Source organism: Paenibacillus sp. 11B (genome assembly GCF_030487755.1).
In the GTDB taxonomy this organism is placed as follows: domain Bacteria; phylum Bacillota; class Bacilli; order Paenibacillales; family Paenibacillaceae; genus Paenibacillus; species Paenibacillus vandeheii.
This window is the reverse complement of the sequence record NZ_JAUKNS010000005.1, coordinates 104,457-118,988: the sequence shown is the minus strand read 5'-3', so window position 1 is coordinate 118,988 and position 14,532 is coordinate 104,457. Positions and strand designations below refer to the sequence as shown.

Sequence of the window (14,532 nt, the reverse complement as noted above, 5' to 3'; positions counted from 1 at the left end):
CCTTGAAAGTGTTCAGTACTTGCTCTTTTTGCTGCTGCAAGTGGGACATCCCAGTTTCTTGAGCAACAATAGAGAGGTAGATTATCTATTAATAACATCCCTCTGAATAACTATTTTGCCTCTCTTATTCCGTGTGTCGTAATATTTATGAGCTTCGGCTACACCTTGGCGGGTAAAGGGGAATACGTTGTCTACATGTATATCGAGCTTATTCGTCTGAATCCATTGGATAAACGCTTCCCAATCGTTAGCATTGGGGCTGATCAAGGCAAACTGGGCATCAATTCCACGGATGAGAGGTCGCGTCGCAATCACCGGATTTACAAGGGAAATGAACGTCCCATTATTCTTTAATATGCTGTAATTTTTCAGTTCTGTTGCTCCGATTCCCGTGACTTTATCGACAACCGGGTCACGAACCATATCCAGCACGACATCAACAGGACTCAAAGTCTCAGCAAAATCGGTTGTTGTATAATCAATCACTTCGTCGGCACCGAGCTGAAGAACAAATGAATGATTATGGGCTCGAGCCGTGGTGATCACATAAGCGCCGTGTTGTTTGGCTAATTGTATGGCGATGTGTCCTACGCCACCTGCACCGGCGTGGATCAGAATACGCTGTCCCGCCTGCAGTTTCCCATAGTGAAATAAGGCTTGCCAGGCCGTCACGCCGGACGCAGAGACCGAAGCAGCTTCTGCATCGGAAAGGGACTGTGTTATCACAGCAAGATCGCATTCTTCCACAGCGACATGTTCGGCGTAACCACCGCCTGTACGAGACACCGCAATAACGCGATCCCCGATTTGTGCACGCGTAACCTTACTCCCTGTGGCCACGACGATTCCGGTTATATCGACTCCAAGAACATGAGGGAATTGCACGGGCATGAAATGCCGGAATGCTCCGGTTCTGATCAGTTGATCCGCTGAGGATACGGTGGTTGCCCTCATCTCCACGAGCACCTGTGTATCACTAATATGTGGTATATCGCGCTCCTGCTCCGCAAAAACTTCTGAGCCTCCATAATTCTCTATCACTACTGTTTTCATCATAGGCCTCCATTCGGTATTGCTGGCTGTCAGTTGATTTGTTCCCAGCCGTTCAATATAATGATCGTACTTATAATGGGATTGGACGACAATTGTTAAAACAGTGGAATGTGTATAATAATGAACACAATTCACTGTTTTGTTTAGCTCAGATCCGATAATAAAAGGAGTAGGTATGGACAGAAGAATACAAAAATCACGTGAATCGATTATAGAGGCTTTTATTCAACTGCTGTCCGAAAGAAAATTCGAGCAAATCACGATTAATCAAATTGCAGAGCGAGCCAATGTAAGTCGCGGAACGGTTTATTTGCATTTCATGGACAAGTTTGATTTGTTGGATCAGTGTATAAAATCCCATTTGGTGGAAATGATCGAGAGCAGTCTCTTCTGCGGAGTCACTGGCATATTTCCTTCCAAAGAAGCTCTGCTGCACAGTTTTCGGTATCTGAAGGAACATGCTCTATTCTATGGTGCAGTGCTGGATGATCAAAGTGTCCCGGAATTTCGAACTCGCTTGCAGGCTGCTCTGTTGAGAGGACTGGATAAACAAATCGACATGACTGGCATCAATCAGGGAAGGAACAAGGAGATTATGCTTCAATTCCTTGCTTCCGCGCTGGCTGGCATGATTGAATGGTGGATTACCTCAGCCGAACCGTACTCCGCAGAAGAATTGGTTGATGAATTATGGATTCTGATGGAACGCAATCAAATGACACCTGTGCCTCACGTATAGGGGAGAGTTGCTGGGGCTTACTGATTGTTGTGTTCGGTTGATAGATAGTTATTATCCAAAAAAGAAAGAGCAGGAACGAAGGGCGCTGTGGCCCTTATTCCTGCTCTTTTCATGTCATGCCGTTTACTTCGTTACACTGCTCAGCTTGAACGAACCGTCGGTGAGCTTGTTCGTATTGGCAAAGTCCACGCCAGGTTTATTCGTTTCCGGATCAATGATCGCAATCGCAATATCATAGGTTCCGGCAGCAAGACCAGAGACCGGAATGGAGTCGGTCAGGGTGTAGGTACCCGTTTTCCACGTGGTCAGATTAACGGTTGTTGTTTTCTTGGCGACCACGGTATTGCCGCTGCGCAGTTGAATTTCAACCGGCCAGGCAAATGGGAAGTGCTGTACACCTTTGTTTTCTACTTTGATCGTCGTCGTAAACGTGCTTCCGCTAATGGTGGACGGATGCGAGATTTCCTTCACGACAAAGTGGTAACCCATTCTTTTCTTGAGTGCATCGATGTTGGCCTGCAACGCATGATTCAGAGGAAGCGAGGCAGGGGAATTCGGTCCCAGCCAGCTTGGTTTGCTTAGCTCCGTTTGACGCAACGTTTCCGTAAATCCGCTACCCGTGGTTAATGCCGCAAGCATGCCGGAAGCGCCCCCGTAAAATTCGCCGCCGGAGATGCGTGTCTCCCAGAAGTTCGCATGTGCTGGCTGCTGCTGGCCGATATCATCCCAATAGCCATTCTGGGTGCCTGTGTACCAGCCCCAATCGGCATCGAAGCTGTCTTTATGTCCAAACACATCGTTGAACATGCCCATGACCATGCCTTTGTTATTGGTTTTGGCAAGGGCAATACTGCGCCGGATCAGAACCTGCATTTTGTCCTCTTTGCCGGCAAAGGCATCGATATAATGCTGAACAAACTTGTTCGAAATATCATTGGTAGGGAAAGCACCTGTGTAATTGGTCTCGCCATTCGGTCCGACATACGGCCAAGTGTGGAACTCGCCCCAGTGTCCGAGAGAACCGATCTGGATAAAAGCAACGGGGCGATCATTCGTGTTGTACCTTGTCGCAATGGCCTCGATGGCTAATTTGTGCCGATCTTGCAGATAGGTGGAATTGTAGTTGGGAGAGAAGCCCATGTTGTTGCCTGTACCCATGCCTCCGGTTGTATCGTTATAAGCTGTTCCGGGTGATTCTCCGCGGGCAATCATGTCATTGTAGAGCCAGTCTGGAATATCCCGATGAGCCTGTCCTGTTGGGCTGTCCAGAATGAAGCGAAACACCACTTTGACGCCTTTACTTTTCCAGTAGGCGAGATTGTTGGCAGCTTCAATCGCGCTAAAATCATACGACCCTTTGGTAGACTCAAGTTCCTTCCAAGTTACTCCGGCATACACGAGCCTGTGCGGTTGTGCATATGTCGTGCTCTTGGCCGAAGGCGCCCAGCCTTTGAACGGATTGTTAAGTGGGCTGTCAAGCTCAACGGGATTCACGACGGTGTTCCCTGTCCCGCCGCCCGATCCAGCCGAAGTCAGAAGGTAAGCAGGCAGCGTTTGTCCCGCCGCAGGCAGTCTCGACGTATCCGAGCTATTGTCGATATACCCGACCCGTACCGTGCTGCCTGCACTGATTTGCAATGTAGCGAGAGGAATTGCCACCTCAATGACGGAAGCGCTGCGATAGAATTGGGAAGTAGTCAATGTGCTGTTAGAACTCCAGCTCCAGTCTGTACCGCTGCCACCATAGCGATATAATCCTGTATTTTCAAGCAGCCATTCCACACCTGTAGTTCCCCAGCCCGCTGCCTGGTAGCCGGTTGACGTATTGTTATCGGTATTGATCCAGAAGTTGCCCATCGTCGTACTCAGACCTGAACCTTGAACGAGCAGGTAGAGATTGGTTCCATCATTGGTCACTTTGAGCGTCTGGGCAGTGCCACTATTGGTCGTGAGAGCACTAACCCCGCTCCAGTCGCTGACATTGCCATCAATGGTGATGGTGGCAGCTGAGGCTTTTGGTAAGGCTCCCGCAGGCAATAGCAGGGTAATCGTAAGGACAAAAGCCATAAACAGTCCAAGGGTCAGCTTGCTTCGATCGAATAATCTTGTCACGGTATACCTCCTGAATAATGAAATTTTGGATGTTGACTTCATCTGCTCCTCCTCATGTGTCTTCATGAGAGGAGATAGGGAACCTCAGCTCCTTTCCAATCCACATTATCGCAGATCTATGACGTTTTATGTAAGAGTCATGGGAGTAAGTGAGAAATAAACAACTTAAAGGTTCATATTTTGGTTTGCGGCAAATATAAAAGTTGTTTTTATATTTGGAATCCCGCGTCTAAATTGCATTATAGGTGATGAATAAAGGAGATTCAACAGGTTTTTTCTCCAGGATTTATTGACTTTTTGATTGAAAATAAGAGTGTTTCATTAGATTTTGAACATGAATAATTTTAATTTCGTCATTATATTTGCCGCAAATAAAAATGAATACAAACTAAAGTATATGATAATAGAACAAAATTGTAAACGCTTAATTTATGATAAATAAAGAGTTATACTGTTTAGTAGTATGTAAAATAAATCACGAATATGTTGCCGCAAAATAATTTAAAATTTAGCCAAAATCAATTGACAAGCAACTAAAACTATTTTACTATCGTTACATAGTCACTATCCTGTTAGATTACTTAACATCGAATTGGCTTCATGGCATTTGCCGCAAATTTACGAGCAACGGAGAGTGTAAGCATGGGGAAGATAAAAATGGCTTTTATCGGTGTAGGAGACATGGGGTCACATCATTGCATTGGTTTTGATTTGCTCGAAGATAGTGAAGTTCGTTACATCTGTGATATGAATGAGGCGAATGTGGCACGTACGGTGGCTGAACTCAAGAACAGTAACCCCACCATCGTAAGCGATTATCGTGAACTGCTCACCAAGGAAGACTTGGATGCGGTGGTCATCAGTGTACCGAACTATTTGCACCGTGAAGTGGCGGTAGCTTTTCTGGAAGCTGGCAAGCATGTATTTCTGGAGAAGCCGGTTGCCCATACCATTGAGGATTGCGATGCCATTATAGAAGCTGCTGAAGCGTCGGGGCGAATATTGCAGATTGGGCTGGTCTATCGGTATTCGAATTTGTATCGCCGGATGGAGAAGGAATTGGAGAACGGACGTCTCGGCGATGTGAAATTAATGTGGTGCAAGGAATTCCGTGACCCGTTCCCACCTGCGGATTGGTTCTATGACAAGACCAAGTCTGGGGGAGCGATTGTAGAAAAGGATTGTCATCACTTCGATATTTTCAACTGGATGATTCAGGCGAAGCCAGTCCGTGTGTTTGCCTCTGGAGGGCAGCATGTCATGAAGCAAGGGGAGCCTAATCAGATTCAAAATTCATACAGTCACTATCCGACGAAAGAAATTTCGGACACCTCCATCGTCGATCACGCCTTTATCACCATTGATTATGATAACGGCAGCAAAGCCAATCTGGGTCTGTGCATGTATTTGAAGCCGCGCAATCTGATGGGAGAAGGGCTTGAGATCGGCCTGATCGGAGAGAATGGCGGTCAGATGGTGGCGCGGAATGACAAGACGATTGATATCGTTGGCGGGCAGGACTGGACGAAGGACCACCTGGAAATTGATGTGTCGTCGGATTCCATCATGGGTGGACATACCGGAGGACAGACCCAGCGCATTGATTTTCTAAAATGTGTACAGGAAGGCAGACAGCCTTTTGCGAGTGCACAGGTTGGTCGTAATGCGCTGCTTATTGCCCTGGCGGCAGAGAAATCCATTTTGGAAGAACGGTACGTTTATTTAGAAGAAATTTCAGGCTGAGGGGTGTCATCATGAACAGGTTGAGAAAATATGACACACTGCTGTTTTTTCTCTTCATTTTGCCTTGGATCATCGGATTTATTACCTTTTTCCTGTTTCCTTTCGGAACCTCGGTTTTCTACGCCTTTACCGATGCAAGGCTTCCGGGAGCAACCAATTTCAACTTTGTCGGCGTTGATAATTTTACACACATGATGGACGATCCTATCTTTTTGAAAAGCTTGATGAACACGATGTTTTTCGTTGTATTCGGTGTTCCGATCGTTACGGCGGGTATGCTCGGTCTGGCGATGCTGCTTAATTTTAATGTCAAAGGTATTGCCTTATTCCGCACCTTCTTCTATTTACCGACCCTGGTGCCCATCGTGGCAACGGTTATTATCTGGCGGCTGGTATTCAATTCCGAATTTGGCATCCTGAATGCCGGACTTGGTGCGCTCGGTATAGGCAAAGTGGACTGGATTGGCGGCGAACATACGATCAAGCCGGTCATCATCATGCTTCAGGTCTGGATCTCCGGCAGTGGGGTACTCATCTTCCTGGCTGCACTGAAAAATGTACCCAGACATTTGTACGAAGCTGCTGCAATTGACGGGGCAAGCGGGATTCGCCGATTTTTCCAAATTACGCTGCCGATGATCAGTCCTTCTATCCTGTTTGTCATCATTATTCAGACGATGTATAACTTTCAGATGTTTACGGAAGCACTGCTGCTATCCAAGGGTGGTCCGAACTACTCCGCCTATACGTTTGTCTACAACATTTATAAATCGGCCTTTACCGATCTGAAATTCAGCATGGCGATGACGCAATCGATTTTCTTGTTCGCTGTGATCTCGCTAGTCACCCTGATCCTGATGAAAGTATCGAACCGCTTAGTGTATTACGAGGGAGAACGATAGGAGGAGAGTTACATGAACAGCCGAAAAATAGCGGTAAAAGCGTCCCAATATACCATGCTGATCGCAGCATTAATGCTGTTCGCAGGGCCTCTGGTATGGATGCTCTCGACCATGCTGAAAACCAAAGCGGAAACCTACAAGGTCCCTCCAACCATTTTGCCGGATACATTCAGTCTGGAAGCCTTTGAACGGTTATTTGCTGTACAGCCGATGATGTGGCAGTGGATTCAGAACTCATTTATCATTTCCTTTTTTGTGGCGGCAGGCGCGGTAGTTTCGAGCTCACTTGTCGCTTACGGTTTTTCCCGCTTTGCAACCAAGTATCGGAATATTCTGTTCCCAGTGGTGCTGGTTACTTTGATGATTCCTCCATCCATTATGATGATTCCCTCATATGTCCTTTTTTCCAAGCTGAACTGGATCGACACCTGGTTGCCGCTCATTGTGCCAGCCTGGCTCGGAGGCGCCTATTATATCTTCCTGTTCCGTCAGTTTTTCATGACCATTCCCCAGGAGCTGGACGAGGCTACCTATCTCGACGGCGGCAATCGCTGGACGGTATATGCACGCGTCATTATGCCGCTGTCCAAACCGATTATTATGACGACTATTATTTTTGCCTTTGTGAATTCCTGGCTCGATTTTCTGGGGCCGTTCCTGTATATCAAAAACCCAGAGATGTTCACGCTGAGTGTGGGCTTGCAGCTGCTGATTGGTCAGACGAGTCAGGATCTGCCGGCACTTGCTGCCGGGGCATTCATCAGTATTGTGCCTATTGGTCTGCTGTATCTGTTTGCACAACGTTATATCGTCGAGGGGGTGGTGCTTACGGGCACCAAAGGGTAAAATGGCTGCCTGCTTTCCGGTTTTCAGGTGAACAGGACTTATTGATATGACTTAAAGGGGAGCTGTGTATATGAGAGCGAAGAGTAAACGGCTATTCAATGTATGGGCACTTGTGCTTGCAACGATGGTGGTGATCAGTGGATGTGGAAACGGGGGATCTTCCGAAAACGCCGACTCCACGGATTCTGGCAGCAGCCAGAACGAGCCTGTAACGATTACGTACTCCCAATGGGGAACTGCTGAAGAGCTTCATCGTACACAGGAACTGCTGGATCAGTTCATGAAGGCGAATACCGATATTAAGGTCAAGTTAGAAGGCAAGGATTGGGGCAGTTACTGGGATGGACTGACAGCCAATGCAGCTGGGGGCACTCTTCCGGACGTTTTCAAAACGAGTTATGCATACGTAGAGAAATACGCCGAGCTAGGCATTTTTAAGGAATTGGACGGCTTACTGGCGGAAAATCAGTTTGATCTGAACAATGTGGACAAAAGTCTGCTGGGACTTCACCAATATCAGGGCAAACAAGTATCCTTGCCGATCGATGCCAACGTTATCGTATGGTATTACAACAAAGCGATCTTTGAGAACGAAGCAACCAATCCTCATAAGGCCCCGGTTCCATCGCTTGAACCAACATGGGATGAAATTACCGATATTGCAACCAAGCTGACGCTGGATAAGAACGGGAAAAGCGCAGACGAAGCGGGTTTTGATGCCGGTAACATTGTGCAGTGGGGCTTGTCCATTTCACCAGGATCAACGATGGATTGGTTCCTGGAGCCAGAGCTGTGGTCCAACGGAGCGAAGCTGGTGAATGACGATGGTTCCCTTGCGCTTGAGACACCTGATGCGATGGAAGTGCTGAACTATTTTATCGATATGACCAAAAACAAAAAGATTAACACCACACCTGCACAGATTGAAGGTTTAGGTGGACAGGTGAATCTTGCGATCACTACATCCAAAGTAGCGATGAATCCGGGTGGCAGCTGGAATACAACCAACTACCAAGAGGCTGGCGTGGATTACGGTATCTCCTATCTGCCAAAATTCAAAACCAACCAGACCGTTGTTCAGCCAGCAGGTCTTGCAATCAGCTCTAACACCAAGCATGAAGAGGCGGCCTACAAGCTGCTCGCTTGGCTTGCGGGTCCGGAAGGACAGACTGAACTGGCGAAGCAGGGATACTCCATTCCGGCTAACAAGGCCGCAGCGGATGCCTATATTGCTACTGTAGGCGAAGATAATAAAATCTTCCTGGATGCACAGCAGTATGGTATTGTATCTCCCTTTACAACCAAGAAAACCGATCTGGTCTGGACGTATGGTGAGCAATCACTCAAACTTCCACTTGCCGGGGATGGTGACCTGAACGCAGCGCTGAAGGATTTGGCCTCCAAGATGCAATAAGCAGATAAAGAGGCGGAAGAGTTCCATACGTTCATGCGTTTTCTTAAAAGGATTAGAATTGCGGCAGTTATGGGGGATAGTAAGCTCCCTGACTGTCGCTTATTTTTATAAAAGGCTGCGTCTGTGCACCATTTCATTGACTTCTGCCCAGTAGAAATATAGAATTATATTTGCCGCAAATTTGTGTTAGCTGAGATAAAATTGCCCCAATATGAATGGGGTTAAAATACATAGGTAAAGGAAAGGTGGGGACTTCACATGGCAAAATTGAAGGATATTGCAGACCGCGTTGGTGTATCGATCTCTACCGTTTCACGTGTGATGAAGAACGATGTCAATCGATCGGTCAGCGATGAAACCCGCAAAAAGATCTGGGATACGGCCGAGGAGTTGGGTTATCGCTCACAGCGTCCCGCCAAGAAAAAGAAGATTGAACCTAAAACGGCTTATGCCATTGGTTGTGTGGTCGCCATTCCGCAGAACAAATACAACAGTCCTTATTTTTCAGTCATTATGGAAGGCATTGAGAAGCAGCTTGCCGAAGCGGGCATGCGGCTGGAATTTGTATATAGCATTGAGAATGACGGGGATATCGTGCAGCTGCAGTCTCTGGTGAAGGAACACCGGATTGACGGTATGATTGTCGTAGAACGAATTGATCCGGAAGCTTATCGCTGGCTCAAGGCCAATGTGCGGACTGTTGTGGGTGTAGATATCACGGACCCGAACATTCCGGTTGTCGGTTATGATCGGGAAGAGGCGGCCAGAGAGGCGACGAATCATCTGATTGCCCAAGGCCATCGGATCATTGCCTATATTGGCGGGGCAGAATTCAAGAATGATTTTTTGGAGGAAAAACGTTTTCTTGGTTATCGGCGTGCAATGACTGACGCAGGGTTGACTATTGATAATGACTGGGTAATTGATGTGAAATGGGATGTTTCGCTAAGCTACGAATTCACCAAGCAGGCATTTACCAACAATGCGAACAGACCTACAGCCATATTTGCAGCCAGTGACATGATGGCGATTGCGGCCATGCGGGCTGCAACCGAACAGGGACTCCGCATCCCGGAGGACATCGCCTTTTTTGGTGTGGATAACATTGAAATATCCGAATTCACCTCTCCGCCGTTATCCACAATCCATGTGCCTAAGCTGGAGATGGGCATGTTCGCGGTTAAACTGCTGCTCGATTATTTGGATCATCCATATGAAGTGGCTGTCAAAATGATCGTTCCGTACCGCTGCATATTCCGCCAGTCTTCCAATGGCAAAATAGAATAGAATAGCTTTTGGCAATTCGATTGATGCTGAAATCAGTAGAATTTTTTATGTTGCATTTGCTAGGTTTAAGTATAAATCAATTCGTGCAATAAAAACCCCCTCTGCTGTTTGTTCAGCGGAAGGGGCTGTGTACTAAGTTATTGTGCTACTGCCTTGCTCACAGGCACTTGGAATTCATAAATATCATCGATCCCTGCCAGTTTAACCTGGAGAGTTAATTCAAATTGATCCGGGAGCGGCAGCGCGTCGTTATCGGTTGATAGTTCCAGCAACGCTGCATTCTTTTGTACAGTATGATCGGATTTGATCAATGGCATTATGCTACTTGGTAGGACTTGTTCGCCGTTAACCAGGACAATAAGCTCTTCTGTCACGAGCAGGCCTTTTTCCCTATTTTCCGAGGGGCCAATTAACCGATCCTCTGTCGTGGTTACTCCTTCGCGTTCAAGGGCAATCGACAGGCTGCTTCCATCGTGGTAAACCTCTGAAACTCTCAACGTTACGCCTTCATGGACGTCGCTTATGTCAAGCTTGGTAATAAGGCCATTCTCTGCAGCAGACTTCAGTCCGTTATCCACGTTATTATGGAATAGACTACCGATCATAGGGATTTGGCCCAGCGCATCTGCCATTACCGGTGAGATAAAGCCAGTACTGATGATCCCTAGTCCAAGTGCTGCTGCAGTAGTGCCGGCGATCAATGTTTTCTTAAGCATATTTCCTCGTTTGGTAGTCTTATTCATGGAATTCTCTCCTATTCGATTCATAATTTGTGTACTAAGACTAAACTGTGGCGTCTCGGTTTCTCGGATTATGCCTTCAATATGCTCCATTTGCTTGTCATTCGTTTGATTGCGCAAATAATCCACCTACCCTTCGTTGTTTGGTGGCTTGTTCCATGAGCTTCTGGCGCAAGCGTTGATATTTTTTTCGCACGGTTGCTGGTTTACCGTCCATGATTTGGGCAATCTCTTCAAAATTGTATTGCTCCACTGCTTTCAGCAGAAGAATGTGTCTTTCCTCCGGAGTGAGATAGGTCAGCAGCTCAGTTATAGCCGATTTCTGCTCTGGAATGTGCTCCTGGGTTTCCTCCTGTTGCTTGAAGTGTGCCATAATTCTTAACCTTCGATGCTGTTTCTTTAGTAGGTTGAGGCTGTGATGATAGGCAAGCTTGTACAACCATGCTGAGAAGGAAACAGTAGGCTGGTACCGGTGAATATCCTGATAAGCCTTGATAAAAATCTCTTGAACGGCATCTTGAGCTTCTTCCCTATTTTTGAGCAAATGATAGCAATAGATGTACATGGGCTTTTCAAATCTGTGAATGATAGAGGTATAAGCTTCATGATTTCCTGCCTTCACCAATGCAACAGCAATCTCTATTTCCTCTGTAGCTGCGGTACTAGGTCTCGCTTCTTCCAAGCGATCACCTCCTTTGCTTTTCGTCTATATAACAATCTCAAGTAGTCGTTTTGTGACATTTTTTTTGGTGTAGTCCAAAACCCATATAGTCTTGAGTTCATTCGGCTCCCTCTCGGTAGAGAGGTCGATAGTGATTCATTGTTTAACCTCGTCAAGCAGTAGTTCTGGTATGATTGCCAGCAATAGTGCAAGCCCATTAAACACATGGGAATTACGCTAATGATTGCTTACGAGGACTGGATATGGTTTTTGATTATTGCATCATTTAACTAATGGGAAACATTAGTTCAAAAAGCATGAGCAGCCTGCCGGTTGGCAGGCTGCTCTTTTTTATAGCATTCTGGACAATTTCCGGTATTCCCGTGGTGAAATGCCCTCATATTTGCGGAACATGCGGCTGAAATAGTGAATGTCCGGGTAACCGCTTTGTACACCCACAGCCTCAATGGAATGATCCGTTTCCCGCAATAGTTTGCGTGCCTCGCTCAGGCGGATGGATTGAATATATTCGTTGGGCGGTATGCCCGCCATCTGTTTGAACAATTTGGCCATGTGATCCACACTCAGATTTAATTGTTTGGCGATGCTCGAATTGGTCCACGGGTCGGATGGGGCGCCCTCTATGCGTTTCATGAGTTCCAGAAGCTTATCTCCGTGCACCGAATCATGGCGTGGCGAACTTCGCCAGGATGAACGTAGCAGGTGGGTCAATAGTTGTAGCATCAAGGCTTTACATACCAGTTCATATCCCGGTTGGCGCATCGTAAATTCATGAACCAATTGCTCCATAAGCTGTACGGCAGCTGGAGAAGGGGTATACACCGGGTTGTTAGATAGCGGCGTCATGCCTTCTGCGCAAGCTTCCACTCCGAATTTATGATGCTGAACCGTCTCCTCGTTCACAACCATGTCTGCCTCGGTCTGAATGGTCAATTCGTTGAAAAAATCAAAATGAATGCCAATAAAACGTGCTTCCGGGCTGGAGACCACTTCATTCTGGTGATAGACCCCGGCAGGTAGCATGATGAGCTGACCTGCCTTCAAAATATGATGTTTATCGTTCATATAAGTTGCGGCTTCACCTTGAGAGACGTACAGAAGTTCAAAATCATATAGACGCCGCTTGGCCAGCTTGCCGGGAGGAAGGCTCTGAAACTGAGCGTAATGCACGTTGGGAGACCATTCCTTGTAATGGGCGGTTCGTTGCAGAGGATATATCACTTGTTGGAGAGACATGAAATCCCATCCCTTTCTCTATGAGATTGGACAAAAATATATCTAGTTAAAACTGAACGGAATTGTGCAAATAATCTCTTTATCTCCTAAATAAATGATCACGTAAGTTATTTATAATATGTGTATTATCACATGTTCTTACGAGAGAGACAACATCACGGATTAAGCTAAAAAGGAGAGGATAACGATGCGCTCTCTCCCTATGGAACGGAGCACGAGTTATTGCTGCGAACCACTCAGGTACGTTGCACAGAGTGGATTCCCCTCGGCTGAGGATTGGGAGCGATGTGTTCCATTGAAACTGGTCGACACCGTAACAGGCAGACCACCGCATCAATCCACGGAAGTCCGTTTTGGATGGAGCCCGGAATATTTGCATATTCGCTTTGTATGCCAGGATGATCACGTCGTATCTGATTTCACGGAAAGGGATCAGCCGCTGTACGAACAGGATGTAGTTGAACTGTTCATTGATGAACAAGGGGATGGCAGGAACTATATCGAACTGGAGGTCAGTCCGCACAACGTGGTGTTTGATGCACTCATCCACAATAACGGCGCCGGTTCCGAATTGAAAGCCGATGTAACCTGGCAGCTGGAAGGTTTGCAAACGGCTGTAGAAGTGGACCGCCAGGGCAATCGGGTGTATTTGATTCATATTCCCGCCAGTAACTTCAAGTCCCCCCTAACCAAAGGGGTATGCTGGAGGGTCAACGTTTACCGAATTGACGAGAATGTGCAAGGAGAACGGGAGTATCAGGCATGGCAGCCTACGGGCGCTGTAAACTTTCATTTACCTGCCCGATTTGGATATTTTCGATTGGGATAGTTATGCATTGCTGAAGAACAGGTTTTTAAATTTTGAAGGAGGGTATTCGGATGAAAAAAGGGATTAATATATGGTCGTTTCCAGGAGATGCCTCTATTGCGGATTGTATTCAGACGGCGAAGCAAGCTGGCTTTGAGGGAATTGAACTTTCGCTTAATGGAGAAGGAGAGTTGAGTCTGTCTGCCACGGATCAGGAGGTTCGTGATATTCAGGGGCGCCTCGAAGAAGCCGGACTTGAGATTGCGGGACTTGCAACCGGATTGTACTGGGATTACCCGATGACGAGTGCCCGTCCGGAGATTCGCACGAAAGCATTGGATGTATGTAAAAAACAGCTGGAGCTTGCCTCCGCCTTTGGTGTGGATACCATTCTGGTCATTCCGGGTGCTGTAGGTGTGGATTTTATTCCAGACAGCGAAGTAACAGATTATGAAGTAGCCTACGAACGGGCCCAAGAAGCTATAGCGCATTTGCTGCCATATGCGGAACGTGCCGGCGTATCGATTGGCATTGAGAACGTATGGAACAAATTTCTGGTGTCGCCGTTAGAGCTGCGTACCTTTATTGATTCTTTTAACTCCAATTATATAGGTTCGTATTTTGATGTGGGCAATGTGGTACAGAACGGTTACCCGGAGCAGTGGGTTCGCATTCTCGGTCATCGGATCAAGAAGGTGCACTTCAAGGATTATCGTCGTCAAGCGGGTGGACTTCACGGATTTGTGGACCTGCTGGCTGGAGATGTGAATTATCCGGCGGTGATGGAGGCATTGCAGGCTATTGGTTACGACAACTATGTGACGGCCGAGATGATTCCGCCATACACTCATCATTCGAAGCAGATCATATTCAACACATCCAAAGCAATGGATGCCATTCTTGGACGTTCTCAGGAATAGAAGATACAGCTAACACTGTTTATGCAAATACAACTTTTATTTGGGAGGTA

Annotated in this window: 13 protein-coding genes; 8 read left to right on the top strand and 5 right to left on the bottom strand. The window is 46.8% G+C overall.

What is annotated here, in order from left to right; translation table 11 throughout:
* Positions 1-81: 81 nt before the first annotated feature.
* Positions 82-1,056, bottom strand: a complete 975-nt coding sequence (locus tag Q0V21_RS22675) for an NADP-dependent oxidoreductase (RefSeq protein WP_301880722.1) — start codon at positions 1,054-1,056, stop codon at positions 82-84.
* 172 nt (positions 1,057-1,228) lie between these two features.
* Between Q0V21_RS22675 and Q0V21_RS22670 the strand changes: the two genes are divergently transcribed.
* Complete coding sequence (locus Q0V21_RS22670) at positions 1,229-1,792, top strand: TetR/AcrR family transcriptional regulator (RefSeq protein ID WP_301880721.1); 564 nt, start codon at positions 1,229-1,231, stop codon at positions 1,790-1,792.
* Between the two features lie 123 nt (positions 1,793-1,915).
* Here Q0V21_RS22670 and Q0V21_RS22665 read toward each other — a convergent pair whose 3' ends face one another.
* A complete protein-coding gene (locus tag Q0V21_RS22665) occupies positions 1,916-3,904 on the bottom strand; it encodes a DUF4832 domain-containing protein (RefSeq protein ID WP_301880720.1) in 1,989 nt (662 codons plus the stop codon).
* Between the two features lie 642 nt (positions 3,905-4,546).
* Here Q0V21_RS22665 and Q0V21_RS22660 point away from each other — a divergent pair.
* From Q0V21_RS22660 to Q0V21_RS22640, 5 genes are all read left to right on the top strand, one after another.
* Positions 4,547-5,647, top strand: coding sequence for a Gfo/Idh/MocA family protein (locus Q0V21_RS22660; RefSeq protein WP_301880718.1), 1,101 nt, complete (start codon positions 4,547-4,549; stop codon positions 5,645-5,647).
* Positions 5,648-5,658: 11 nt separating this feature from the next.
* Entirely contained in the window at positions 5,659-6,549 is an 891-nt protein-coding gene (locus Q0V21_RS22655; protein ID WP_079349924.1) for a carbohydrate ABC transporter permease, read from the top strand.
* 12 nt (positions 6,550-6,561) lie between these two features.
* Complete coding sequence (locus tag Q0V21_RS22650) at positions 6,562-7,395, top strand: carbohydrate ABC transporter permease (RefSeq protein ID WP_285077710.1); 834 nt, start codon at positions 6,562-6,564, stop codon at positions 7,393-7,395.
* Between the two features lie 70 nt (positions 7,396-7,465).
* Positions 7,466-8,809 (top strand): ABC transporter substrate-binding protein, encoded by a 1,344-nt coding sequence (locus Q0V21_RS22645; protein ID WP_301880716.1) that lies wholly within the window; start codon positions 7,466-7,468, stop codon positions 8,807-8,809.
* A 258-nt stretch (positions 8,810-9,067) separates the two neighbouring features.
* The gene (locus tag Q0V21_RS22640; protein ID WP_301880715.1) at positions 9,068-10,096 is read left to right on the top strand and encodes a LacI family DNA-binding transcriptional regulator; all 1,029 of its coding nucleotides are present in this window, start codon (positions 9,068-9,070) and stop codon (positions 10,094-10,096) included.
* A 137-nt stretch (positions 10,097-10,233) separates the two neighbouring features.
* Here the strand turns inward: Q0V21_RS22640 and Q0V21_RS22635 are convergent, their stop codons facing one another.
* The 3 genes from Q0V21_RS22635 to Q0V21_RS22625 form a co-directional block, all read right to left on the bottom strand.
* A complete protein-coding gene (locus Q0V21_RS22635) occupies positions 10,234-10,839 on the bottom strand; it encodes a DUF4179 domain-containing protein (protein ID WP_301880714.1) in 606 nt (201 codons plus the stop codon).
* A 97-nt stretch (positions 10,840-10,936) separates the two neighbouring features.
* On the bottom strand, positions 10,937-11,518 hold the full coding sequence (locus tag Q0V21_RS22630; RefSeq protein WP_079349920.1) for an RNA polymerase sigma factor: 582 nt from the start codon (positions 11,516-11,518) through the stop codon (positions 10,937-10,939).
* Between the two features lie 330 nt (positions 11,519-11,848).
* Complete coding sequence (locus Q0V21_RS22625; RefSeq protein WP_079349919.1) at positions 11,849-12,754, bottom strand: AraC family transcriptional regulator; 906 nt, start codon at positions 12,752-12,754, stop codon at positions 11,849-11,851.
* A gap of 187 nt (positions 12,755-12,941) precedes the next feature.
* On the opposite strand from Q0V21_RS22625, the gene Q0V21_RS22620 reads away from it, so the two are divergent.
* Both Q0V21_RS22620 and Q0V21_RS22615 read left to right on the top strand, forming a co-directional pair.
* The gene (locus Q0V21_RS22620) at positions 12,942-13,583 is read left to right on the top strand and encodes a carbohydrate-binding family 9-like protein (protein WP_301880713.1); all 642 of its coding nucleotides are present in this window, start codon (positions 12,942-12,944) and stop codon (positions 13,581-13,583) included.
* Positions 13,584-13,633: 50 nt separating this feature from the next.
* Complete coding sequence (locus Q0V21_RS22615) at positions 13,634-14,482, top strand: sugar phosphate isomerase/epimerase family protein (RefSeq protein WP_053784037.1); 849 nt, start codon at positions 13,634-13,636, stop codon at positions 14,480-14,482.
* The last annotated feature ends 50 nt before the right edge of the window (positions 14,483-14,532 follow it).